Source organism: Okeania sp. KiyG1, from assembly GCF_014132355.1.
GTDB lineage: Bacteria > Cyanobacteriota > Cyanobacteriia > Cyanobacteriales > Microcoleaceae > Okeania.
This window is the reverse complement of record NZ_BLZO01000118.1, coordinates 22,136-47,711: the sequence shown is the minus strand read 5'-3', so window position 1 is coordinate 47,711 and position 25,576 is coordinate 22,136. Positions and strand designations below refer to the sequence as shown.

The following is a 25,576-nucleotide window of genomic DNA, read 5'->3' as shown; positions in this document are numbered from 1 at the left end:
AATTTAAATCTCCCGAAAACGTTGCATTTGCTGTACTTAACTAGCTATTAGCTTTTAGCATTCAGCTATCAGCTTTTAGTAGTTCTGGGTTTAACCCTGGTTTCTATAAACCAGAAGGTGCGCGGAAGGTTAACAGTCCCCTTTTATAAGGTTTACTGCTGAGGTGCTGACTGCTGAGGTGCTGACCGCTTTTTTAATTACTCCTCAACTATTCAAAGCGAGGCGTCATACAATAAGGACAATCTCGCCATTCTGCCTCTAACTCAGCACCACAAGACTTACAAACTAGATTTTGTTTAGCTTGACGTTTCATTTCTGCCTCCAGACCAGAGTCAGTAAATGTTACCCGCTCCACCTCTTCAAAAGTGGTATAACCTTGTCGCACCAAATTCAAGCTATACTGCAACAAACTAATCATCCCCTCCTCAACTGCTACTTCCTTAATTTGTTCTGTAGGCGCTCTTTGAGTAATGAGAGTTTGTAGTCGCTCTGTAGACTTCATAAATTCATAAACACCCACACGACCCTTGTAACCTAAACCGCCACATTTTTTACAAAGTTCGTCCCTTTCTGCCAATACCCTCCGGTCTTCAACTGGTATAGTGTTTGCTCTGTAGAAAGTAAAATCCTGCTCCTGAGAAGGAACTAAACCATAACGAGTTAACTCTTTGGGTTCAGGAGTATAGGGAATTCGACATTCACTACAAACCCGACGCATGAGACGTTGTGCCAAAACACCCAACAAAGCAGCAGAGACCATAAAAGATTCGACTCCCATCTCATCAAGTCGAGCGATCGCTCCTGCTGCATCATTAGTATGTAGAGTTGTTAAAACTAAGTGTCCAGTTAATGCTGCCTCAATGGCCGTCTTTGCTGTTTCCTTATCCCGTGTTTCACCCACCAGTAGAACATCAGGGTCTTGTCGCAGAAACGCCCGGAGGATATTAGCAAAAGTTAAATCTTTTTCTCGAATCACTTGACACTGAGTAATTCCAGGCAAAGCATACTCAATGGGGTCTTCCGCCGTACTAATATTAACCCCAGGATCATTTCGTTCTGCCAGAATAGAATATAGAGAAGTAGACTTACCAGAACCTGTTGGCCCTGTAACCAAAATTAATCCAAATGGACGACTAGCAGTCTCCCTCACTAAAGCCAGAGTATCCTGGTCTGTAATTAACTTACCCAACCCTAGCTGGGTACTAGAGCTGTCCAAAATCCGTAAAACAATCTTTTCACCATAGCGACTAGGTAAACTGTTTACCCGGAAGTCGATAGTACGTCCCTTAAATACTTTGCGAATACGGCCATCTTGAGCTTGCCGTCGTTCAGCAATGTCTAAGTTAGCGATAATTTTGAAGCGGGAAGTAATAGCCGGGATAACTTTTTTCGGAAACCGAAAATATTCTTGCAATACCCCATCTTTACGCATCCGAATTCTGATAAATTCTTCTTGAGGTTCCACATGAATATCTGATACTCCCTCACTCAGAGCTTTCACTAAAATTACATTAACAGCCTTAATCACAGGAGCATCTTCAGCCTCAGAGATGCTTTGTGCTATGTCCTCTACCGCATTCTCATCTTCAGCTTCTTCTAATTCCTGAGTCTCAAAAATCCTGACTCCAACTCTAACTCTTTTTCTTCTGCCTTCTTCGCAGCAACAGCGTCCTTTTTCGTTTGCTCGTCTAAGTAGTAGTTAATTAGGTTTTGATAATCTTCTGGAGTAATGACCAGACGCTGTAAAGTTAATCCACGATGTCTGAGAATTTTATTTTTCAGTTCATCTAAAGCTTGGAGGTTATCAGGATCTGCCATTCCTACCATCACAAAAGGTTGCTGTTTTTCATATTCATTCAGCAAATTTGACGGCAGTGAATCTCCAGTAAACTTTTCTAGTTCCTCAACGAATGTACCTTGTGAACCAATGCTTTGGGTCAAAACTTTTAACATTTGGTTTTGGTCTATTTTACCAGCTTGGACTAACTGATTGGCCAAATGAGTTTCGTGGCTAAATAGTGGTACCATCCGGTTACGACGACAAGTTTCTATGGGAATTACTTTGTCGATTAGATAAGATACTTGTTGTGGTGGAATTTGAGTAATTTCTGGGTCAAAGGCAGCTACACCATGAAAAATCATTAGTTCAAATAGCTGCTGCTTTTTATAATGCCTCAGTAATTCAGCAGGTAAAGGTTGTCCTGTCAGAGCTTCCAGTAGCTCTGTCAAAGATTTACCTGTTTTACGGCTTTCAACTTGACATTGTTGGAATTGTTCAATGTTGACATAGCCTGCCTGAACCAGTTTGTTCCCAAAAGGAGAAAGATTACTAAGGGCAACTATAGCAGTGCGTGAATTCCGTGAAGAGGTTTGGGCCATGGCTGATAAATTAAGTTCTCCTGAATCTAAGTATTCCCTAAGTTTTTGATAAAATTTACACCAGCTTAACAAGTCGTTAACTGAGTTTACTTAATTAAGTGTTTCCGGTTTTATGGTTTAATTTTGTGCCTCTAAGTCTTTGAATAGCATTTTTAGGTTAATCTAGGGATAGTCTATATTCTACAAAATTCCTAAATTAAAACTAAGGCCAGTAATTATCATGATTTTCCGGTAAAAATGTTTTGGTGAATATGAAATAATTCGGTATAATCTGAAACTATAGTCAAGAAATATCCAGGGACACAATGTCGGCGAAAAACATCAGGCCATATAACTAGGGCAGTCTATTTTTGATGATGATTTATTTTTGACATCTGAGGAAGTACTTCAGATTAACTGAGATAATATTACAATCTATCTGAATTTTAAGAAGGTCCTAACTATATAATAAACTAATGCTAATAGTTTACCAGTTAAACAAGCTTAACCTTTGCTAGTTTAAAAGTATGTAAAAAGTATTTGTTTTTACTATAGCTCAGTACTTCCCTAGGGAGTGCCATAATTTTATTTGTGACATAGATTTAATTAGTAATATTAGCAAATTTTTACAAAGAAATTGATTAGGTATTTTTCATAAAAATTAAGTAATCTATAATTTCTTTAATCTAAACCACTATATTTGCTAATCATGTATAACTTTGGCGCTAAAAACCTGATAACTAAATAAGTTAAAAGGCAGTCATAATCATATATAGTAGTTAAAAGTCTGTATTTTTATAGTGCTTTTCGATGATGAAAAAATCACATAAAAAAAGCCAAATAAAAACAGTAACAACCGTCAGTATTCAGGAGAAAATTAAATGGTAGGAGAGATACCATCAGCAGAAACAACAAATCAAGAAATACATGAAAATATGCAAGCGGTTGAGCAAAACGCAGAACTAGACTCATCTCAAAAACTTGATAATATTGAAGAAGAGTCTAAAGATAATGCTTCTGTAAATACAGAAAATACAGAGCAACAGAACTTAGAACAAATATCACAGAATATAGTCCTTTTAAAAGAGGCAAATGAATCTCTGCAAACTCAGGTAGAAACTACCAAAGTTCAGCTAGAAGAAAAAGAGACTCAATACAAAAGACTAGCAGCAGACTTTGAGAACTTCCGTAAACGTACACAAAAAGAAAAAGAAGAAATAGACGTACAAGTGAAGTGCTCCACAATCATCGAATTATTACCAGTAATTGATAATTTTGACCGTGCTCGTTCCCAGATTAAACCAGCTAATGATGGAGAAATGAATATCCACAAGAGCTATCAGACTGTCTATAAGCAAATGGTAGATAGTCTCAAACGACTGGGAGTTTCTCCTATGCGCCCAGAAGGTCAAGAGTTTGACCCAAATTTACATGAAGCAGTAATGCGAGAAGCAACAACAGAATATCCAGAAGGAACTGTTACAGAAGAGTTAGTGCGGGGATATACTCTCGGAGATCGTGTCCTCCGACACGCCATGGTAAAAGTAGCGACAGCTCCAGAACCTGAAGAGTCTACAGAAGAAGCTCAAACTGATGCAGAAGGTTAAGCAGCAGTTTCATGTTTTTGTTTAATCACCACACTTAACACTTAATAAGTTGTATTCAGAATCTTCAAAATCAGCTCAAAGAAAATACAGGCTTCATTAATAATTAATAATTAATAATTAATAATTAATAATTAATAATTACCTCTCCTTGAAAACGGATAGGATTGACTAAAAGGAAAATTTTTCTTCTCTTGGCCAATTGGATATGGCGAGGAGACCTCACCATCCCTTGACCGCTTTTTCTCCTTTAAAGGAGAGGATTTTTACCTTAATTATTCGGTAAAAATGTCAATCTAATATTTTACCAAGATTACTAGAGCTGTTCTGAATACAACTTAACAAAGAAAACTCAAAAGAATTTTGACTATAAGAACGCCGAAGCACTATGGGAAAAGTCATTGGCATTGATTTAGGGACCACTAATAGTTGTGTGGCCGTCTTAGAAGGGGGCAAACCAATTGTAATTTCCAACTCAGAAGGTGGGCGTACAACACCAAGTATTGTAGGATTTGCGAAAGGAAACGAACGCTTAATTGGCCAACTAGCAAAGAGACAATCAGTAACCAATGCAGTAAATACAGTTTACAGTATCAAAAGATTTATTGGCAGAAGATGGGACGATACAGAAGAAGAGCGTTCCCGAGTTCCATATACCTGTGTAAAGGGTAAAGATCATACTGTAAATGTTCAGATAAGAGGTAAGAATTATACACCTCAAGAAATTTCAGCAATGATTCTGCAAAAAATGAAGCAGGATGCTGAAAAATATTTAGGAGAATCTGTAACTCAAGCAGTAATCACAGTACCCGCTTACTTTACAGATGCACAAAGACAAGCGACGAAAGATGCGGGGACAATTGCTGGTCTAGAAGTGCTGCGAATTATTAATGAACCAACTGCCGCTTCTTTGTCTTATGGCTTAGATAAGCAAGACCAAGACCGGACTATTTTAGTATTTGACCTTGGTGGCGGGACTTTTGATGTTTCGATCTTACAGTTAGGAGATGGTGTATTTGAAGTTAAGGCAACTTCCGGTAACAACCATCTAGGAGGAGATGATTTTGATAATTATGTAGTCCGTTGGTTGGTAGAGGAGTTTAGAAACCGGGAAGGTACAGATTTATCGGCAGATAAAATGGCGCTACAAAGACTGCGAGAGGCAGCAGAAAAGGCGAAAATTGAACTATCTTCTGCCCAGATTACCAATATAAATTTACCATTTATCACTGCTGATGAAACAGGGCCAAAACACTTGGAGGCCCAATTAACTCGTGCTAAATTTGAAAAATTAATACAAAATCTGACTCAAAGTACGATTAAACCAGTGGAACAAGCTCTGAAAGATGCTGGTATGACACCGGAAAAGATAGACAAAATTATTCTGGTGGGAGGTTCTACTAGAATACCAGCAGTTCAAGCAGCAATAAGTAATTATTTTAAGGTTCAAACTCCTGATACATCAGTTAACCCAGATGAAGCTGTGGCATCGGGAGCAGCAATTCAAGCTGGTATTTTAAGTGGTGAAGTTAAAGACCTCTTATTATTAGATGTGATTCCTTTGTCCCTGGGGTTAGAAACTTTGGGGGGAATATATACCAAGGTGATAGAAAGAAATACGACAATTCCTACCAGTCGTTCTCAGATGTATTCTACTGCCGTGGATGGACAAACTTCTGTAGAAATTCATGTCCTTCAAGGTGAGCGGGCAATGGTTAAAGATAATAAAAGTCTGGGTAAGTTTTTACTGAAAGGAATTCCTCCAGCTCCTAGAGGGATACCTCAAATAGAAGTTAACTTTGATATTGATGCTAATGGAATTCTGAAAGTTAAGGCTTTAGACCTGGGCACAGGTAGAGAACAAAGTATTGAAATTAGTAATACAGGTGGTCTGAATGAAGCAGAAATTCAACGAATGCAAAAAGAAGCAGAAATGTATGCGGAACAGGATATTCAACAACAAAAATTAGCAGAATTGAGAAATCAGGCAGATACTCTTCTATACAATTACGAAGCAACTATCAAAGAACATGGTGATTTTATTGATGAAGAGTTAGCAACAGAACTTGAAGAAAGCTATGGACAGTTGAAGCAAGTTTTAGTTAACTCAGAAAGTGAAAATAATTATGACCAGTTAAATCAACAAATTGAAGAGTTCAGGAAAAAGCTTTTTGCTTTAGGTGAAACTTTATACGACCAAAGTGGGGGTGAAAAAATAGATTCACCAGAAAAAGAGAAAATTCTTAAGCTTCCTCAAGATTCAGAAATTACAGAACCAGAAACTTCAGAGGAAGAAACTTTGGAGCAAGAAACTAATACACCAATTGATAGTAACACAACTAAAAATGAGGCCACTTCAGTTAAGGTTAAAGAATCAACTGAAGAACCTGAGAGTGAATTTGGAAAAAATCCATTCCTATAGCATTGAAGAAGGAAGAAGGAAGAAGGAAGAAGGAAGAAAGAAGAAGGAAGAAGGAAGAAAGAAGAAGGTCTAATTGCATGGCGATAGTCTTCGACACGCCACTCCGTGTCTACAAAACCCAAAAAATTTTAACCACCGTGTAGGCAGTTGGGTATGAAACAGGCCATAGAAAAGATAATGTAGTGATTAGGTGGAGTAAGATTTTGATTAACAAAAAAGTCTATATAAGAGTGGTAAAATAGGGATAAATATATTGGTAAATTTAACACCGGATAACATGATCGCCCGATATTTTTAATCTTCAGTCGCAAAAAGTCCTGCTCCATAGTAATTAGGGTGGCCGTTAAATTGGTAACTTACTTGGAGTTTTATGAGAATGCGGATGAAATTTTTGATATAATAATATAAAATAATAATATAGTACTTGCAGCTAACTCTAGCTGTAAGGGTGCATTGACTATATTTTAGAATCCCTGGCAATTTCAGGTAAATAGTCTAATAATATAAGATGAACACATACGAGTATCGCGTCATCTTTCTCCGAACTTTTGAGTCATCCCAAATGGTTACCAACTCAGGAGAGAAAAAACGCAAATATTTTCTCGTGCGTCAGTCCGCCAAATGCTAAATTGGGCATATTATTGTTTCAAACAAACTCTTAAGTTCCACGCTTTAAAACTAGGCGCAACCGTATTTTATATATGTAACTGAGGAATATACTTCCAAAACTTGTACGATCGGGCAGTGGTGTTCATCAAAATTTAGGAGGCTCAAAGCATTTTAAATATCCGCATGGCGGCCACTCAATGCCGAGAGATGGGAATGGCGCTTTGGGAATTTTTCTCAAAGCATTGCGTTAGCGAAGCGGCGCGTTAGCGCGATACCGCCTACTTTGATGGTTCTACCGTCACGTTGCTATTAACGGTTTTCCCTACTTTTGCCGCGAATTGCCGAGCTTGATGTATCTGTTGGGTAATTCAAAGATAAAATTTAAAAATACACATATTAACATTAATTCTAGGCAATCAGCTCTATGGCCAGCGATTATTATGAAATTCTAGGTGTTTCTCGTACAGCAGACAAAGAGGAACTAAAGCGTGCTTACCGTAGGTTGGCTCGTAAGTACCACCCAGACGTGAACAAAGAGCCAGGAGCAGAAGAACGCTTTAAAGAAATAAATCGTGCTTACGAAGTTCTCTCAGACCCAGAAATAAAAGCTCGTTACGACCGCTTTGGGGAAGCAGGAGTATCAGGAGCAGGAGCGCAAGGTTTCTCCACAGATTTTTCAGACAGTTTCGCTGATATATTTGAAAGCTTTTTCAGTGGATTTTCTGGAGGAATGGGGACACAAGGGCGTAGGCGTACAGGTCCAGTTAGAGGTGATGACCTACGCATAGACCTAAATCTGGATTTCCGCGAAGCTGTATTTGGTGGGGATAAAGAACTAACAATCAAACATTTAGAGGTTTGTGAAACTTGCAACGGTTCGGGTGCTAAACCAGGCACAAAACCAATAACTTGTTCTACTTGTGGAGGAACTGGTCAAGTACGCCGGGCAACAAGAACTCCTTTCGGTAGTTTCACTCAAGTTTCAGTTTGTCCTTCGTGTAATGGTACTGGGCAAATAATAGAAGAAAAGTGCCCAACCTGTGGTGGACGTGGGCAAAATGAGGTGACAAAAAAGATAAAAATTACTATCCCAGGAGGGGTGGATAATGGTACTCAGTTACGAGTATCTAAAGAAGGAGATGCAGGTAAGATGGGTGGACCACCTGGAGACTTGTATGTTTTCTTGGGGGTCAAAAAAGACTCAGAGTTTAGAAGAGATGGAATTAATATTCTATCTGAAATAAAAATTAGTTATTTACAAGCAATTTTGGGCTGTAGTCTGGAGATAAATACAGTTGATGGCAAAGCAGAATTAATAATTCCAGCAGGTACTCAACCAAATACTGTTCTAACTTTAGAAGACAAAGGAGTACCGAGATTGGGTAATCCTGTAAGTCGTGGTGATCATCTGATTACAATAGTAATAGATATTCCAACAAAAATTACTCCTGAAGAACGTGAGTTGCTGGAAAAACTGGCAAGTATTAGAGGTGATCGTACTGGAAAAGGTGGTTTGGAAGGATTTTTAGGAAACTTATTTAACTAAAAATGATCTGGAAAGGGAATATTAAATAATTAATAATTAATAATTAATAATTAATAATTACCTATCCTTTAAAGGAGAGGCTTTAAACCTTAATTATTCGGTAATTTATTGATGGTAAAACTCTAGGATTTTGATAAATAGAGCATAGCAGAGGGAAAAAGGAAGGACTGAAGGAGAGAAAAATCTGGTATTGTCTAAGTTTTAAACTTTTGATATGTCCGCGCTATTTCCTTCAATTGCTATGAAAGTATTCCTATTTGGTTTGCTGATGAAAATGTCTTAAAAATTAGGGTATAAAAACTTATTTGCTTCCGAATTTTTCACAGTTCGTTAAAGCTAACTATTAAATACTAACAGAAAAGATTGGAGAAACAATATTAAATTATGGATTCTCAACCTCAAATCCAGCAACAAAAAATACCAGATGCCCAAATAGATTTGCGAGGTACTCCCTGTCCAATTAATTTTGTTAAGACAAAACTGCACTTAGAAAAGATGATGCCAGGAGAAATTTTGGAAGTTTGGCTAGACCCAGGAGAACCAATAGAGCAAGTACCTGATAGTTTGACTATAGAAGGTTATCAAATAGAAGAAATAAGCGATCGCTCTGAATATTTTATCCTGAAGGTGCGTTGCCCAGAAGCGGTTGCATGAGTTGTTCACAAGAGGGCTCAAGAATTTAGAATTTAGAATTTAGAATTTAGAATTACCTCTTCTTTTCAAGAAGAGGATTGACTAATCATGAAAATCTTTTCTTGCTTATCCTTTAAAGGAGAGGCTTTAAACCTTAATTATTCGGTAAATACAGAAAGGGAAAACTTATCTAAAGTTTATCAAACTTACTCATAACTATAGCTATTAAACTAAAATGAGTAAGTTTGTTCAGTTATCTATCCATTGAGTCGTTATCAGCTACAATTAAGGTATGAAGCTAGTTGAACGTCATGTTATTACCAAAATGGGTCATTTAATATAATGAAAAAAGTAATTCCTGATGTCTTGGACCAAGGAATAAAGGGTTTGCCGTTTAACCCTGTGGTGGTCGATCCACTGCGAATAACTAAGCTTTCAGACCTTTGAGTAAGTTTATGTTGAGCGGTGACATCTTAAAAGCAAATAAGGATTTGGTAGGGACAGTTGTCGCAGTCCAAGCGAATTTTTACCAAGTTAAGCTCGATACAAAAGATGATTTGGTAAAAAAAACAACAGAAAATTTTACCCAACTCCTATGTACCCGTAGATCGCGATTGAAGAAAATTGGCCAGAAAGTAATGGTGGGCGATCGGGTGGTGATAGAAGATCCTGACTGGACAGGTGGACGAGGTGCTGTTGCTGAGGTTTTGCCCAGAACAACAGAACTAGACCGTCCTCCTGTAGCTAATGCAAATCAGGTAATGTTAGTGTTTGCTATGGCAGAACCAGATTTAGACCCTGTTGCTTTGACGAGATTTTTAGTAAAGGCAGAGTCAACAGGTTTAGAGGTATGTTTATGTTTGAATAAATGCGATCTGGTCACGTCAGAGGAAATAGAGAGATGGCGCAATAAAATTTCTCAGTGGGGTTACGATCCATTTTTTATTAGTGTGGAAACAGATGTGGGTTTGGGGATAGCAAAAGATAGTTCGCCTTTTCTGTGGGAAAAACTGAAAAATAAAATTACTGTAATTTCTGGTCCTTCTGGAGTTGGGAAGTCAAGTTTAATTAACTATTTGATTCCTGATGTTAATTTAAGAGTCGCTGCAGTATCAGGAAAGTTGTCGCGAGGACGACATACTACTCGTCATGTTGAATTATTTGAGCTACCGAATGGGGGTTTATTAGCAGATACGCCTGGTTTTAATCAACCACAGTTAGAGTGCGAACCTTTGGAGTTGGGGTATTTGTTTCCAGAAGTGCGACGGTATTTAGAAGAAGGAAGTTGTCAATTTAGTGATTGTTTGCATCGGGATGAACCTAACTGTGTAGTCAGGGGTGATTGGGATAGGTATGAATATTATTTGATGTTTTTAGAAGAGGCGATCGCGCATCAAGAAGCTTTGCAACAAAAACCTGATGTTGAGTCAAACTGGAAGGCAAAAATGAAGTCAGGTGGCGCACAAAAGTTGGAACCTAAGTTAGCGAGTAAGAAGTATCGGCGTTCTTCGAGAAGATTACAGCATCAGCAGTTACAAGATTTGTGTGAAGAATTTGATGAATTTTAGAAAAGAGGGAGTAGGGGTCAACAATTAATAATTAATAATTAATAATTAATAATTAGAGCTTGCGTTTTTTCTTGTTTCCCCTTTAAAGGAGAGGCTTTAATTATTCGGTAAATATATGATAAACTAAGAAGACGTTGCTGAATTGAAGTATGAATGCGCGATTGTTTGGTTCTGGTCGCCCCCTAAATCCCCCGTTCAACAAAAAGCGCAGCATCTTCTGGCTTCCCCCTTTCCAAGGGGGACGGGAGGGGGATTAAGGGGGACTTTTAGAGTTTTATTCCCCCCAATTTTGGCTTGCTCGGCTAGCTCTGCATCATACCCAGAATCAGCAACGCCACTAAGAAAAATATCAAAAATTATATCTGATGAGTCTTGTTATATCAAACGAAATATTAGAAAAAATTGAGATGTCGGAAGGGCAATTGCAAATAGAAATAGCAGTTATGTTATTTCAACAGGAACGTTTTACCCTTGCACAAGCTGCCCGTTTTGCTTGTTTGAATCAGTTAGCATTTCAAAAGTTACTTGCCAATCGTCAAATTCCTTTGCATTACGGTATGGAAGAATTGATGGAAGATTTCTATAATTTACAATAATCAGAGGAAAATGATAGTCGTCAGTGACACATCATATCAAATCCGGTAGCATCGGTGTTATTCAGTATTTAGAGATTAGAGTAGGGGCGAATGGCATTCGCCCTATATTGTAGGGGAGAATGGCCATTTGCTAACGCAAAGCTGCCGTTAACGCCCTTACGCATTGTATGAAAATCGACGGAATTATATTACTCCGAAGCCAACGGATTTAATATCACCTATTAGTAATTTAGCTACAGTTGGGCAGCTAGATTGACTTAAACAAATATATGGTGAAGTGGTTATACCAGAAACTGTTTATCAGGAAATAATTAATGCTGGTGCTACAGAACCAGCTACCTTAGCGATAAAAAGTTTGAAGTGGATTAAGAAAGGTTCAGTTAATAATTTAACTCTGGTTATGAATCTACAAACTAAGCTAGATCCAGGATAAGCAGAAGCCATTGTTTTAGCATTAGAATTAAAGGCTGATATCAAATCCGTTTAATTCGGTATAAAAAAATGTTCCATCTTCAACGATTACCAAATATTTCTCCATCTCCCCATCCCCCCATCTCCCCATCTAATTACACCGATGCTACCGGATTTGATATGATTTATTAATAGTTGACGAACGCAAAGGTAGAAAAGAGGCTGCTAAATTGGGAATTCCAATAACAGGAACATTAGGAGTATTATTGAAGGCTAAACAGTTAGGGGTAATTTCATCAATTAAACCTATATTAGATGATTGAATTAATAGTGGTTTTTGGGTAAGCTCTGATATTTATCAACAAGTTTTAGCCCTTGTGGGAGAAGGAGGATAAGTAGGGTTTGCTGAAAAAGTCTTTTTTAAGGAGTAGGGGACCCACCCTCGCCCCTCCCCTCCCAGGAGGGGAAAAGGGGAGTAGGGGAGAATTTTTTTGCCCAACTATGGGCTAAAAATGCGCTCCTTTTTGAGCATGAAGAGCTGAAAACCATGTACTTTTTCAATACCTAAAAAGGCTAAAACCTTTATCTGGTAATTATTTAAGATTTAATCAGTAAACCCTAAGTATTAACAGGCGTTTTTTAAGGTTGATTTGCGTGAGTCCTGTTATATCAAATCCGTTTAATTCGGTATAAAAAAATCTTCCATCTTCAACCATTACCAAATATTTCTCCATCTCCCTTACTCCCTTACTCCCCTACTCCCTTACTCCCTTACTCCCCTACTCCCCTACTCCCTTACTCCCCTACTCCCCTACTCCCCATCTAATTACAGCGATCGCTTAACCCAACCTACAACCCCATTTTGCTAATATAAATAAAATACCAAATGCCAAAATACCGTAATCTATATCTGGTTCGGGAATGTCTTCAACAGATATTTGTTTCAAATCTCGATCCAGATAATCCTGATAATTTTCAAAACCCCAATCTGCGATCGCAGAAACCCCATTGGATGTATCTGAATTGTTATGTTGTTCTGTCCCGATCGGAGTTAGATTATTTTGAAGTTTGTTACCAGTGGTAGTAAAATTAGTTTCGTATAAAGGATCGCCAGTCCTCAATTCTTCCATTGCCCACATTGCACCATTAATCCAATCAATATGTGATGAAACACGAGTGGAACCAACAAAATCGTAGTAGCTAGAATTATTTAAGCCGTCGTTTCGCCCCCACCCAAAAGAATTAACGCCAGCAATATGACCATTAATAAATAATCCGCCTCCACTATCTCCAGGAGCAATGAGATATTCTAAGTCTAGAGGGATGGTGTCTGGTTTGGTAGGGTCTGATGTTAGGGGACTGTCGAAATCTGAGAATAATAACCTCTCAGACAATTCCAAACTACTACCAAGCTCAATAATATTTTGACCTGCTCTTTTTGTACCTTTTGTATTGGGTAAATAACCAGTGAAACCGTTGCCTGTGGCACCGAAACCAACATAAGTTCCTATTTCTTCGGATTCATCAAAACCTGTGAATAGGGGAGCTGATGGCAGGTCTAAGACTGGAGTGGCAAGACGCAAGACAGCGATATCATACCCAGCACTAAAGTCTCGATCGCTAGAAAACCAACCCCGATGGACAGTAGTATCTGTAACCGAGTAGGAAATACCACCTGCCAAGAAGTTAGCATCGAGTAGAGTTTGGTCGTTGATATCAATACAGTGTGCTGCGGTAAGAATGTAATTTGGATCGATTAGAGTGCCAGAACAAATATGTTCATCAGAGGAGAATTTTGTCTCCAGATAACCGACACTGGGAAATAGTTCTGCTAAGGAGGTATATTGTTCGTCGGTGCGGTCATGACGGATGGTGCCAGCATGGGCAATGTTATTGAAACAAATGGTTGTTATTAAAAGTGTGATTGAGGAAGTTAAGCGGTTAATCATGATTCAATTCGTTATTAGGTAGGGACGGAAGCTTGCAACGTCGGTACAGAGTAGTAATTTAGGTTTGGTAGGCATAGAAAAGTTGTATTGCCAAAGTTTTTAGGATATAAATTCTAAATTCTAAATTCTAAATTCTAAATTCTTAACACGCCCCAGATTTATTGAAGACAACCCAAATAGTTTTCCATATTAATTGTAGATCGTATGCAATAGACCATTTTTGTTGATACTTCAAATCCATACGCACTACTTCTTCAAAGTCTTTAACTCTGGAACGACCATTTACTTGCCATTCACCAGTAATGCCTGGTTTTACCTCCAGTCGGCGCAAGTGATGTGTTTGATACAGTTCCACTTCATCAATAGTAGGAGGGCGAGTTCCGACTAAACTCATTTCTCCTTTGAGAACGTTCCAAAATTGGGGTAGTTCGTCTAAACTACTTCTACGGAGGAAACAACCAATGTTGGTTATTCTAGGATCGCATTCGTTTTTAAACATATTTCCCTGAGCTTCGTTTTTAACTAAATGCTTGAATTTTTCTGCACCAACAATCATTGAACGAAATTTTCTCATGCGGAAAGTTTTACCCAAAAAACCACATCGCACTTGAGTAAAAAATAACGGACCGGGATTATCGAGTTGGATGAAAATAGCGATGGGAATAAGGGCTATTCCTGTAATAGCTAATCCTACTAAAGCACCCAAAATGTCAATTAAACGCTTGGTTTTGCTGGTGACAGATGGATGAGTTGTTTGTCTATATGGATTGGCTGAATGGTGGTGTTGTAAAGCTAGAGTCATATTTTACAGCATATTGGATTAATATGGTACAATTGACGGGATAATATTTTTTGCTTGTTATCCTATTCCCTACTCTCTACTTAACTAGCTATTAGCTTTTCGTGATAGTCATGGGACCCTTGCCAGCATTTAGCTAGTTTCTTGCAGAGGAACTACGGACTTCAGCTAAAAATCCAAGGGTTCGACGTCCCCCACGCTTATTTGAAAAAGCCCGTGGTTTGCCTTTTATGGGGGTTTGTAGACGCGGAGCGGCTTCTCTTGAGTATCCCCCATTATAAACGCAACTAGAAGCTGTTTGCGCAGCATTCCGTAGGAATAGCTGACCGCTGACCGCTGACTGCTATTTCAATTGGTTTGTTCAATTTGAGAGACAATAGCTAGTAACTCTTGTTGAGACTGAGTATTTCCTTGCTGTTGATACAAGTCTGCTGCTTTGCGGTAATCAGCGATCGCTTGTTCTAGTTTTCCTTGTTGATAATAAAGATTGGCTCGGTTGGAGTAAATTTGAGGTATGTCTGGTCTGATTTTGATGACTTGAGCATAATCAGCTATAGCATTTTGGTAATCTTTGATTGTGTGATTTACTGTCGCCCTGTTGCCATAAATTTTGATTTTAGTTTTTTCATCGGTAGCAAATTCTAATGCTTTGTTGTAGTCTGCTATTGCTCCTTTGAAGTCTGCTAGTTGTTGGCGAGCGTAGGCACGATTGTAATAACTGTCTGCCATTTGGGGATTAATTTTTATGGCTTGGTTATAGTCTTTTATAGCTTGTTCATAATTTTTGGCTTGGAAATGAGCATTGGCGCGGTTATTGTACAATGTAGCATCGTTGGGGTCTTTTTCAATGGCTTTGTTGTAGTCAGCGATTGCCCCTTGATAATCTTTCTGGGCTACTTTTTCTACGGCGCGGTCGTTGATAGCTTCTACTTCGGTGATTTTTTGGCAGGCTATGTTTAAGCTACTGAGTGTGGTAGTTATTGTGAGAATGAGAAGAGTTTTGTAGATTCTGTTCATAATTTTTGTAGTTGGTAATTGGATAGTTGTATTGTTTTTTATTGGTAGGGGCGAATGGCCATTCGCTTATATGTGATTAACTGCGACGTTTATAGCCAAACAGAGCGATCGCCACTAAATCGGCCATTCCTAATGTGCTAGTTGGTTCGGGAACTGATTCTGTTTGTTGTTCTACTGTCAAGTCTATAACAGAAAAATTAAAAGATTGTCGAAAATCGACAGTAAAAATCGACAATTTTTTGAGGAAGCCAAAAACCATTGCACGGTAATAGATTCAGCATAGTTGGTGTCGATATCGACAATCAACCAGCCAATATTAGACAACTGGAGACCAAGTATGTTGACGAATCTCTAGAGGATGAAAAGCAAGTACAATTCTATCCTTCGGTACTCCAGCATCAACAAGTTCACCTGTAATACCATTTTCTATATCATCGTAGTGAATCCAAATTTTATCATTGCGGATTTCAGCATGGACAATAGTACCATATACACGGCGACCATCTTCCCATCCTTTATAGACTAATAGAAAATGGTTACCATCTCTACTAACACTCGTGTATGTCTTCATATTACCATAGTGGTAAGGAAAAGCGGCGTAGTATTGCCAGATTTTTATGAGTGTTTCACGCCACTTTTCCAGGTCTAAGAGTTGATTTGTGGTTTTCATTGAATAATTTTTTTAATTTGGGTAGGGGTGAATGACCGTTGGTAGGGGGGATTTCCTAAGGTCATGCTCCGCAAACGCGAATCGCCCCTACATATATTTGATTAACCATGACGTTTGTATCTCAATAGAGCGATCGCTGTCATCCCTATCATTGTCATTGTAGTAGGTTCGGGAACTGATGTTTGTATGTCACCAGAACCACTGTCACCAGGATTACTGGAATCAGAACCACCGGAATCAGAACCACCGGAACCAGGGTTACTAGCTACTAACTGAGCATTCACAGGAGAGTTAAAGATGTTATCCGCTGGGTTCAAAAATGCACCAGTGACTCCTGTTGTAACTTCTGCAGCAAACAGAGCAATAGGTTCTCCTGTAGAATTAACAGTTTGAGTTGCCAGGGAATTCGTGGCAGACAAAGCACCTGCAATAGTTATGTCATAGTTAACAGGAGAATATTCCGTAACCTGATAAGAACCTTGAGCAAATAATCGCTCGGACTGCTCAACACCAGTATTTTGCTCAAAAATCCGGAATTCAGCATCAGGATCTTCACCGATAGGTGTGCGAACAATATTTGCTGTACCGAAACCATACTCATTTCCAGAAACAGGGGTTCCAATAAGGTTGCCATCAACATTAAGGAGATTCCAGTTGAAAGAAATTACTTCTCCTTCGTCGAAATCATCTACTGTGACAACGAAACCATCCAAAACATTATTACCATCATCAATGGTCTCTGTAGCAACTTGAGGAGTACCAAAGAAAGGGTTGGGACGGCCGCCGACAACTCGACAACCAGGAACTAAAGCGCAAGCACCAGGAGTGTTTCTCGGTCCTACACCAAGCAAGTCGCGGTTGGGTATTGGTCTATTAGTAAAGGTATTAAAGTTGAACTGACTGGCATCCCATTGAATTGCTGTGTCAGTTGACTGCACTACTGCACCATTGTTGCCAAACTGTTGATTTCCTGGTATTGGGTCTGCATCAGAACCGTTAGGGCGACCATTACTGTCAATTCCTGCTCCTGCGAAAAAGGGTCTTTTGTCGATCATGGGAAAAGAATCTGTTCCTTCATTGAGAGCAATACGAACCCCAGCAGCAGGTTGGTTGGACCAGTTGAGAACTTCAAAGGCCAGTTGAAATTTATCTCCTTCTAGATCGTCTTCCACAGCTTTAATATCAGTGAATCGGAAGGAGAATACTGAAGGTAATTTCGTTGGAGGCGGCGGTGGTGGAGGAGGAGGAGGTGGTGGTGGTGGCGGTGGTTGAGCGACTTTAGCAAAAAAGTTGTCAAATCCTACTCCAATAAAATCTCTTTTTGTTCCAGTAAATTCCAAGTCAACATAAGAAATATCTCTACTGAGATTATTAAATTTCCAAAGAGTAGCTTTTCCATCATCTGTCCTAGTATCTTGATCGCCGGAGGTGAAAACGTCCTTCGCTAGCAGCTTATTATCAATATCAAATGCTTTAACTGTCCATTGTTCAGTTTTTTTATACCTCTGGTCAATGTCTAAAATCTCACCGGATGCAAATGACACAGGTTTATCGTATTTAACGCGCAGAGTTTTTGGTCTTGTCCTTCCTCTATAGTCATCGGTTATAAAGAAACTACCGTTTGCTGCGCTTATAGGTCTATCCTTGTGTTTTCCATTATTTGTTGTGAAGGCAGCACGAGGTCTACCAACTTCAGCCAACACAGGAAACCCTCCCCCTATCAGACTAAAAGTCATGCCATAGTCATTTAGAAATTGATTGTGAATTGGCATCCCCTCATACGAGTTAGGTATGCTCTCAAAGGTAAGAGTTGCTGCCTGAGCAGGTTGAGATGTGGCAATTTCCAGAAAAAGGGAAGTAGTTAGTCCAAGATATCTTGAACAAGTATTGGGTAATTTCATAACTTTACGTTAATAAACAAAAAGTTGTTGAGAGGCGATCGCTCCATTTGACTAAAAAGATTGGTACTAACTCATGGTCAAACCGCGGCAAAGCATAGTAAGCAAGGTTTACGCATGGATACTAAATCGAGTGAGGGCGAATGCCATTCGCCCCTACATATATTTGATTAACCATGACGTTTATAGCCCAATAAAGCGATCGCTGTCATCCCTATCATGGCCATCGTACTAGGTTCGGGAACTGGCTCCGGTTCCACAGGTGGAGTTGGTTTAGGCAATAATTTAGCATTGATACTAGAATTAAAAATGTTATCCGCTGGATTCAAAAATGCACCAGTAATTCCTGTCCCAATTTCCGCAGCAAATAGAGCAATTGGTTCATCTCCTCCTCTAGAATTAATAGTCCGAGTTGCCACGGTATTCCTAGCAGAAAAAGCTCTGGCAAGAGTCGTGTCATAACTAACAGGAGAATATTCTGTAACCCGATAAGAATCTTCAGCAAATAATCGCTTGGAGGTATCTGCACCAGTATTTTGCTCAAAAATCTGGAAGTCAGCATCGGGGTCTTCACCAATAGGTGTGCGAAGAATATTTGCTATCCCGAAACCATACTCATTTCCAGAATCAGGGGTTCCAATAGGGTTGCCATTAACATCCAGGAGATTCCAATTGAAAGAAATCACTTCTCCTTCGTTGAAATCATCTACTGTGATTACGAAACCATCCAAAACATTATTACCATCATCAACGGTCTCTAGGTCAGGAATGTCGGGACGACCAAAGAAAGGGTTGGAGTGCCCGATCACTTGACAACCAGGAACTAAAGCGCAAGCATCGGGAGTGTTGTTCGGTCCAGCACCAAGTAAGTCGCGATTTGGTATTGGTCCGTTGACAGAGGTATTAAAGTCAAACTGACTAGCATCCCATTGAATTGCTGTATCAGTTGATTCTACTACTCGACTACTATTGGCCAATAGTAAATTTCCTGGTAGGGGTTCTGCATCAGGACCGTTAGGACGACCGTTAAAATCAATTCCTGCACCTGCAAAAGAGGATCTTTCCTCGATGATGGGAAAAAAATCTGTTCCTTCATTGAGGGCAATACGAACTCCAGCAGCAGGTTTGTCTGACCAGTTGAGAACTTCAAAGGCAAGTTGAAATTTATCTCCTTCTGGATCGTCTTCCACAGCTTTAATATCAGTGAATCGGAGGTTGTAGACTGGAGGTAATTTTGTTTCAGGTGCCTGCTGTTGCTGAATATCTCGGACGTTGGCATCAATAAATGCCTTTGTGAAAGAGGTTGTAGTTAAACCACCAGTTCGCAGTTGGTTCAAGTTCCATGCTGCACCACCATTGGCAAGAGCTAAGTCTACATAATCTGGTTTAGTATTCTCAAAACTACTGGTGACAATACCATTTAGGGATGGAAGTTGGGTCGTTGTGTATCCACCTCTACCGTCAGCAATATAAGCATTTGCTTCAGAGTTGACTCCAATGGCATTATTCACAAAGTTGGCGTTGACTATAGCATTTAATAAAATATCATCTTCAGTGTTTTCGGTTCCTCGCTTTAACCCTGCTAGGATATTGGTGAAGTTGAGACCAAAGTTGCCATTATCTCGATCTTCGTCTGTCACGAGGATGAAGCTAACAGCAGCATCTTCCCGAAAGGTGTAGTTATTCAGAGCAAAGTCAATGGCAGAATAACCATCTTCAAACTTGCCAGATACGAGTAAGTTATTCGTGGCACTGGCAAATTCAGCAGAAGTACCAAAATTGGCTCCACCTACAGGCACAGAACGCCCCAAGAGATCCGGGCGACCACTACCAAATCCAACAAGGCCAAAGCGTTGACCTGTGAGACCTTGGCTTTGCAGAATTGCATCTAGCTGCGGAATCATGTTGCCGATCCATCGTTGCTCGCCGGACATAGAATTGGATTCATCAATAAGAACGACTACATCAGCGCTTTGTAAGGTGGCGGCGGTTGCGGCAGGAGTTCCTGCAATCAGCAAAGTTAGGTAGAGAGTCCCAGTTTGTAAGTATTGGTTCTTAAGATTCATTAGTTTTGTCTGTTTGTCAACCTTTTTAGGTCTATTGGTTCTTCGACAAAAAATGTAGGTGCTAATATTTGGTTTAGTAGGGGCGAATGGCATTCGCCCCTATATATATATGTGATTAACTGCGACGATGTTTATAACCTAATAAAGCGATCGCTATCATTCCTAGCATGGCCTGAGAATTGTTTGACAGTTTCTGTTCATAATAGTATAGGTGATTAATTGTGGCTTTGACGTTGACAAAACAAGGCGATCCCCCCAACCCCCCTTAGTAAGGGGGGCTAAGGAATTTGACAAATTAGTTGCTCAAAATCCATGGCTGGTATAGATTTGGCACGAACAATCATTTTTAACTTTGTCTTGTGCCTTTTCAACTTTAACCAGTTCCCCCCTTGACAAGGGGGGTTAGGGGGGATCGAATTTAATTAACTACGACGATGTTTATAACCTAATAAAGCGATCGCTATCATTCCTAGCATGGCCTGAGAATTGTTTGACAGGTTCTGTTCATAATAGGATAGGTGATTAATTGTGGCTTTGACGTTGACAAAACAAGGCGATCCCCCCAACCCCCCTTAGTAAGGGGGGCTAAGGAATTTGACAAATTAGTTGCTCAAAATCCATGGCTGGTATAGATTTGGCACGAACAATCATTTTGAATTTTGTGTTCTCCCTCTTACACTTTAACCAGTTCCCCCCTTGACAAGGGGGGTTAGGGGGGATCGAATTTAATTAACTACGACGTTTACGTTTATAGCCAAATAAGGCTAGTGCTGTCAGACCTAACATTAGAGTTGTGCTTGGTTCGGGAACTGACTCTGGTTGTATATCATCATAACCACCGGAACCAGTGCCAGTTCCACCAGTTCCAGTTCCACCAGTTCCAGTTCCAGTTCCGCCAGTTCCAGTTCCAGTTCCGCCAGTTCCACAAGTGCCAGTTCCACAAGTGCCAGTTCCACCAGTTCCAGTTCCGCCAGTTCCAGTTCCGCCAGTGCCAGTTCCGCCAGTTCCAGTTCCGCCAGTTCCAGTTCCGCCAGTGCCAGTTCCACCAGTTCCAGTTCCGCCAGTTCCAGTTCCACCAGTTCCACAAGTGCCAGTTTCACAAGTGCCAGTTCCACCAGTGCCTCCAGTTCCAGGGTTACTAGCTACTAACTGAGCATTAACAGCAGAACCAAAAATATTATCCTCTGAGTTGAGAAACTGACCAGTAATACCTGCACCAAACTCTGCTGCAAACATAGCAATAACTTCGCCATCAGTCGAAGGAGAATATTCCGTCACCTTATAGGAATCTTGAGCAAATAATCGGTTGGAGCGTTCAACACCAGTATTCTGCTCAAAGATCCGGAATTCAGCATCAAGGCTTTCGCTGATGGCTGTGCGGGCAATATTAACTGTTCCGAAACCATATTCGTTTCCATCACCAGGCATACCAATAGGGTTGCCATCAACACCAAGGAGATTCCAGTTGAAAGAAATTACCTCTTGTTCATCGAAATCATCTACTGTGATGACAAAACCATCCAACACATTATTACCATTATCAACGGTCTCCCAGTCAGCAACTTGAGGAGTACCAAAGAAAGGGTTGGGGTGACCAACAACTTGACAACCAGGAACTAAAGCACAAGCAGCAGGAGTGTTTCTTGGTCCAACACCAAGTAAGTCCCGGTTTGGTATTGGTCTGTTAATAAAGGTATTAGTCGAGGTATTAAAGCTACGCTGACTCGCATTCCATTGAATCGCTGTGTCAGTTGATTCAACTACTCCACCAGTGTTGTTAAACACTTGATTTCCTGGTAAGGGGTCTGCATCAGGACCGAGAGGACGACCATTACCGTCAATTCCTGCACCTGCAAAAATGGGAGCTTCATCAATACCGAATGTTCCTTCGGTGAGGGCAACACGGACGCCTGCAGCAGCTTGGTCAGACCAGTTGAGAACTTCAAAAGCAATTTGAAATTTATCTCCTTCTGGGTCGTCTTCTACTGCTTTAATATCAGTGAACCGGAAGCAGAAAACTGGAGGAAGTAAAGTTTCAGGAGGTGGTGTAACTGGTGGATCTGCTAGGGCGACTTTAACTCCCACACCACAAGTAGAAGCGATCGCTACTAATACTGCTTGACTTAAGCTTGTTAACCGATGTCTTTCATGGTTTATTTGATTAATCATAATTACTGACTTCTATACACTCAGTTAATGTCGGGGCGTTTGATGTTGTGGGGCAAACAGGACTTATGCACGGAGACTAAATCTAGTGAGGGCGTTAGCGGAGCTTGGCGTTAGCCAATGCCATTCGCCCCTACAGATGGTGCTTTAACAGTTAATTTGCGTAAGTCCTGATATATTTAATTAACTGCGACGACGTTTATAACCTAATAAAGCGAGGGTTGTCATTCCTAGCATTGCCAGTGTGCTTGGTTCAGGGACAGACTCTGGTTGTATGTCACCAGAACCAATATCACCAGAACCAATATCACCAGAACCAACGTCACCAGAACCAATATCACCAGAACCAATATCACCAGAACCGCCGTCACCAGAACCAACGTCACCAGAACCGCCGTCACCGGAACCAACGTCACCAGAACCGCCGTCACCGGAACCAACGTCACCAGAACCGCCGTCACCGGAACCAACGTCACCAGAACCGCCGTCACCGGAACCAACGTCACCAGAACCGCCGTCACCGGAACCAACGTCACCAGAACCGCCGTCACCGGAACCAACGTCACCAGAACCACCGTCACCAGGGTTACTAGCTATTAACGTAGCATTCACTGGAGCACCGAAAATGTTATCCGCTGAATTCAAAAATGCACCAGTAAGTCCTGGCGAAAATTCAGCAGCAAATAGAGCAATAGGTTCATCTCCTCCTGTAGAATTAACAGCTTGAGTTGCCTCGGCATTGCTAGCAGACAAGCCACCTGCAATAGTTGTGTCATAATCAACAGGAGAATATTCTGTAACAGTATGAGAATTTTCAGCAAATAATCGGTTGGAGCGCCCTACACCAGTATTTTGCTCAAAAATTCGGAAGTCAGCATCAGGATCGCCTGTTTCATTGATAGGTAAGCGAGCAATATTCACTGTGCCAAAACCAAAATCGTTAGTATCTCCAATACGGTTGCCAGCAACATTAAGGAGATCCCAGTTGAAAGAAAGTACCTCTGTTTCGTCGAAATCATCTACTGTGATAACGAAACCATCCAACACATTATTACCATCATCAATGGTCTCCGGGTCAGCAATGTTGGGACGACCAAAGAAAGGGTTGGGGTGGCCGACAACTTGACAGCCAGGAACTAAAGCGCAAGCACCAGGAGTGTTTCTTGGTCCAGGAGCAAGCAAGTCTCGGTTTGGTATGGGTCCGTCAATAAAAGTATTAAAGTTGAACTGACTGGCATCCCATTGAATTGCTGTGTCAGTTGATTGCACTACACTACCAGTGTTGGTAAATAGTTGATTTCCTGTCAGGGGATCTGCATCAGGACCGAGAGGGCGACCATTAGCGTCAATTCCTGCTCCTGCAAGAGTGGGTGCTGCACCCTCGAAACCCCTTGTTCCTTGATTGAGAGCAATACGAACCCCAGCAGCAGGTTGGTTAGACCAGTTGAGAACTTCAAAGGCAATTTGAAACTTATCTCCTTCTGGGTCGTCTTCTACTGCTTTAATATCAGTAAACCGGAAGCAGAATACTTGAGGTAATGTTGTTGGTGGGTTAACTGCTGGATCTGCTAGAGCAACTTTGACTCCAACACCAAAAGTAGAAGCGATCGCTACTAATACTGCTTGACTTAAACTTGTTAACCGATGTCTTTGATGATTTGTGTGATTGCTCATAATTACTTTTGTGTTGAACTGTGATGAACGAAACAGTTAGTTTTTGAGATTTACCAGAAAACTTCCTGATTTTTCAGCAATTCTCTAAGGTATCAGGACTTACGCACGGACAGTAAATCCAGTGAGAGCAAATACCATTTGAGGGCGAATACCATTTGAGGGCAAATGCCATTTGAGAGCAAATGCCATTTGAGGGCGAATGCCATTTGAGGGCGAATGCCATTTGAGGGCGAATGCCATTTGAGGGCGAATGCCATTTGAGGGCGAATGCCATTTGAGGGCGAATGCCATTTGAGGGCGAATGCCATTTGAGGGCGAATGCCATTTGAGGGCGAATGCCATTTGAGGGCGAATGCCATTTGAGGGCGAATGCCATTTGAGGGCGAATGCCATTTGAGGGCGAATGCCATTTGAGGGCGAATGCCATTTGAGGGCGAATGCCATTTGAGGGCGAATGCCATTTGAGGGCGAATGCCATTTGAGGGCGAATGCCATTTGAGGGCGAATGCCATTTGAGGGCGAATGCCATTTGAGGGCGAATGCCATTTGAGGGCGAATGCCATTTGAGGGCGAATGCCATTTGAGGGCGAATGCCATTTGAGGGCGAATGCCATTTGAGGGCGAATGCCATTTGAGGGCGAATGCCATTTGAGGGCGAATGCCATTTGAGGGCGAATGCCATTTGAGGGCGAATGCCATTTGAGGGCGAATGCCATTTGAGGGCGAATGCCATTTGAGGGCGAATGCCATTTGAGGGCGAATGCCATTTGAGGGCGAATGCCATTTGAGGGCGAATGCCATTTGAGGGCGAATGCCATTTGAGGGCGAATGCCATTTGAGGGCGAATGCCATTTGAGGGCGAATGCCATTTGAGGGCGAATGCCATTTGAGGGCGAATGCCATTTGAGGGCGAATGCCATTTGAGGGCGAATGCCATTTGAGGGCGAATGCCATTTGAGGGCGAATGCCATTTGAGGGCGAATGCCATTTGAGGGCGAATGCCATTTGAGGGCGAATGCCATTTGAGGGCGAATGCCATTTGAGGGCGAATGCCATTTGAGGGCGAATGCCATTTGAGGGCGAATGCCATTTGAGGGCGAATGCCATTTGAGGGCGAATGCCATTTGAGGGCGAATGCCATTTGAGGGCGAATGCCATTCGCCCCTACTGCGGAATGTTGCGCAAACAGTTTTTGAAAGAATAAAGGGCGTTACTGAATTAAGCTATGAAACCTAAATTTGGCAAAATCTCAAATGCTTTTCAGTTAATAGTTAAACATCGCCATTAAAGAAAAATCATAGCCACCCATCAGCAACGCCCAATAAAACAACTCATTAGGTTAGCTGATGACCTTTTTCTTCATAATTCTTCATAACTTTTAATTCTCCTTGGAGACTAATTCCTTCTTCCAAGACAATGAGTTAATAACTCATAGTTAATAGCTGATAGCTGAATGCTTAAGTTGTACTAAAGAAATACATACAACTGCATAAATACTCAAATTAGAACTAACTGAAAAAAGTACAACCGTATAAATACTCAAAGCAGAACTAACTGAATTAATTGAATTAATTTCAAATATGCCATTGG

Annotated in this window: 22 protein-coding genes and 1 pseudogene; 10 read left to right on the top strand and 13 right to left on the bottom strand. The window is 40.7% G+C overall.

Annotated features, from left to right (window positions below; all coding sequences use genetic code 11):
* Window positions 1–208 precede the first annotated feature (208 nt).
* Window positions 209–2,379: pseudogene (locus tag SAGCYANO_RS28110) on the bottom strand (GspE/PulE family protein).
* Between the two features lie 860 nt (window positions 2,380–3,239).
* Between SAGCYANO_RS28110 and grpE the strand changes: the two are divergent.
* From grpE to SAGCYANO_RS50730, 9 genes are all read left to right on the top strand, one after another.
* Window positions 3,240–3,965: a nucleotide exchange factor GrpE gene (gene grpE, locus SAGCYANO_RS28105; protein ID WP_202223093.1), complete on the top strand. Its 726-nt coding sequence runs from the start codon at window positions 3,240–3,242 to the stop codon at window positions 3,963–3,965.
* 385 nt (window positions 3,966–4,350) lie between these two features.
* Window positions 4,351–6,384 carry a molecular chaperone DnaK gene (dnaK, locus tag SAGCYANO_RS28100; protein ID WP_202223092.1) on the top strand — a complete coding sequence of 678 codons (2,034 nt, stop codon included), beginning with the start codon at window positions 4,351–4,353 and terminating at the stop codon, window positions 6,382–6,384.
* A 2-nt stretch (window positions 6,385–6,386) separates the two neighbouring features.
* Entirely contained in the window at window positions 6,387–6,527 is a 141-nt protein-coding gene (locus SAGCYANO_RS28095; RefSeq protein WP_202223091.1) for a hypothetical protein, read from the top strand.
* Window positions 6,528–7,417: 890 nt separating this feature from the next.
* A complete protein-coding gene (gene dnaJ / locus SAGCYANO_RS28090; protein WP_202223090.1) occupies window positions 7,418–8,539 on the top strand; it encodes a molecular chaperone DnaJ in 1,122 nt (373 codons plus the stop codon).
* A gap of 384 nt (window positions 8,540–8,923) precedes the next feature.
* Window positions 8,924–9,193, top strand: coding sequence for a sulfurtransferase TusA family protein (locus tag SAGCYANO_RS28085; RefSeq protein ID WP_202223089.1), 270 nt, complete (start codon window positions 8,924–8,926; stop codon window positions 9,191–9,193).
* A gap of 434 nt (window positions 9,194–9,627) precedes the next feature.
* On the top strand, window positions 9,628–10,740 hold the full coding sequence (gene rsgA / locus SAGCYANO_RS28080; protein ID WP_202223088.1) for a small ribosomal subunit biogenesis GTPase RsgA: 1,113 nt from the start codon (window positions 9,628–9,630) through the stop codon (window positions 10,738–10,740).
* Between the two features lie 365 nt (window positions 10,741–11,105).
* Window positions 11,106–11,336, top strand: coding sequence for a UPF0175 family protein (locus SAGCYANO_RS28075; RefSeq protein WP_202223087.1), 231 nt, complete (start codon window positions 11,106–11,108; stop codon window positions 11,334–11,336).
* Between the two features lie 277 nt (window positions 11,337–11,613).
* Window positions 11,614–11,769: a hypothetical protein gene (locus tag SAGCYANO_RS28070; protein WP_202223086.1), complete on the top strand. Its 156-nt coding sequence runs from the start codon at window positions 11,614–11,616 to the stop codon at window positions 11,767–11,769.
* Window positions 11,770–11,977: 208 nt separating this feature from the next.
* Window positions 11,978–12,070 (top strand): DUF3368 domain-containing protein, encoded by a 93-nt coding sequence (locus SAGCYANO_RS50730; RefSeq protein ID WP_202223085.1) that lies wholly within the window; start codon window positions 11,978–11,980, stop codon window positions 12,068–12,070.
* 516 nt (window positions 12,071–12,586) lie between these two features.
* Here the strand turns inward: SAGCYANO_RS50730 and SAGCYANO_RS28060 are convergent.
* The 10 genes from SAGCYANO_RS28060 to SAGCYANO_RS50725 form a co-directional block, all read right to left on the bottom strand.
* Window positions 12,587–13,696 (bottom strand): trypsin-like serine protease, encoded by a 1,110-nt coding sequence (locus SAGCYANO_RS28060; protein ID WP_202223084.1) that lies wholly within the window; start codon window positions 13,694–13,696, stop codon window positions 12,587–12,589.
* Window positions 13,697–13,838: 142 nt separating this feature from the next.
* Entirely contained in the window at window positions 13,839–14,498 is a 660-nt protein-coding gene (locus tag SAGCYANO_RS28055) for a sugar transferase (protein WP_202223083.1), read from the bottom strand.
* A gap of 345 nt (window positions 14,499–14,843) precedes the next feature.
* A complete protein-coding gene (locus tag SAGCYANO_RS28050) occupies window positions 14,844–15,512 on the bottom strand; it encodes a tetratricopeptide repeat protein (RefSeq protein ID WP_202223082.1) in 669 nt (222 codons plus the stop codon).
* A gap of 76 nt (window positions 15,513–15,588) precedes the next feature.
* Window positions 15,589–15,771: a hypothetical protein gene (locus SAGCYANO_RS28045; protein ID WP_202223081.1), complete on the bottom strand. Its 183-nt coding sequence runs from the start codon at window positions 15,769–15,771 to the stop codon at window positions 15,589–15,591.
* 57 nt (window positions 15,772–15,828) lie between these two features.
* Window positions 15,829–16,182 (bottom strand): XisI protein, encoded by a 354-nt coding sequence (locus tag SAGCYANO_RS28040; protein WP_202223080.1) that lies wholly within the window; start codon window positions 16,180–16,182, stop codon window positions 15,829–15,831.
* A 101-nt stretch (window positions 16,183–16,283) separates the two neighbouring features.
* Complete coding sequence (locus tag SAGCYANO_RS28035) at window positions 16,284–18,083, bottom strand: hypothetical protein (RefSeq protein WP_202223079.1); 1,800 nt, start codon at window positions 18,081–18,083, stop codon at window positions 16,284–16,286.
* A gap of 167 nt (window positions 18,084–18,250) precedes the next feature.
* On the bottom strand, window positions 18,251–20,146 hold the full coding sequence (locus SAGCYANO_RS28030) for a vWA domain-containing protein (protein ID WP_237396778.1): 1,896 nt from the start codon (window positions 20,144–20,146) through the stop codon (window positions 18,251–18,253).
* 115 nt (window positions 20,147–20,261) lie between these two features.
* Entirely contained in the window at window positions 20,262–20,405 is a 144-nt protein-coding gene (locus tag SAGCYANO_RS28025; RefSeq protein WP_202223077.1) for a hypothetical protein, read from the bottom strand.
* Between the two features lie 163 nt (window positions 20,406–20,568).
* Window positions 20,569–20,712: a hypothetical protein gene (locus SAGCYANO_RS28020; RefSeq protein ID WP_202223076.1), complete on the bottom strand. Its 144-nt coding sequence runs from the start codon at window positions 20,710–20,712 to the stop codon at window positions 20,569–20,571.
* A 163-nt stretch (window positions 20,713–20,875) separates the two neighbouring features.
* Window positions 20,876–20,971, bottom strand: a complete 96-nt coding sequence (locus tag SAGCYANO_RS50725) for a PEP-CTERM sorting domain-containing protein (RefSeq protein ID WP_375340012.1) — start codon at window positions 20,969–20,971, stop codon at window positions 20,876–20,878.
* Here SAGCYANO_RS50725 and SAGCYANO_RS50720 point away from each other — a divergent pair.
* Window positions 20,938–21,288: a pentapeptide repeat-containing protein gene (locus SAGCYANO_RS50720; RefSeq protein WP_375340011.1), complete on the top strand. Its 351-nt coding sequence runs from the start codon at window positions 20,938–20,940 to the stop codon at window positions 21,286–21,288. The two genes, SAGCYANO_RS50725 and SAGCYANO_RS50720, sit on opposite strands and share 34 nt — an antisense overlap.
* Before the next feature lie 1,207 nt (window positions 21,289–22,495).
* Here the strand turns inward: SAGCYANO_RS50720 and SAGCYANO_RS28010 are convergent.
* Both SAGCYANO_RS28010 and SAGCYANO_RS28005 read right to left on the bottom strand, forming a co-directional pair.
* On the bottom strand, window positions 22,496–23,986 hold the full coding sequence (locus SAGCYANO_RS28010) for a PEP-CTERM sorting domain-containing protein (RefSeq protein ID WP_202223074.1): 1,491 nt from the start codon (window positions 23,984–23,986) through the stop codon (window positions 22,496–22,498).
* A 99-nt stretch (window positions 23,987–24,085) separates the two neighbouring features.
* Window positions 24,086–25,144, bottom strand: coding sequence for a hypothetical protein (locus SAGCYANO_RS28005; RefSeq protein WP_202223073.1), 1,059 nt, complete (start codon window positions 25,142–25,144; stop codon window positions 24,086–24,088).
* Window positions 25,145–25,576 lie beyond the last annotated feature (432 nt).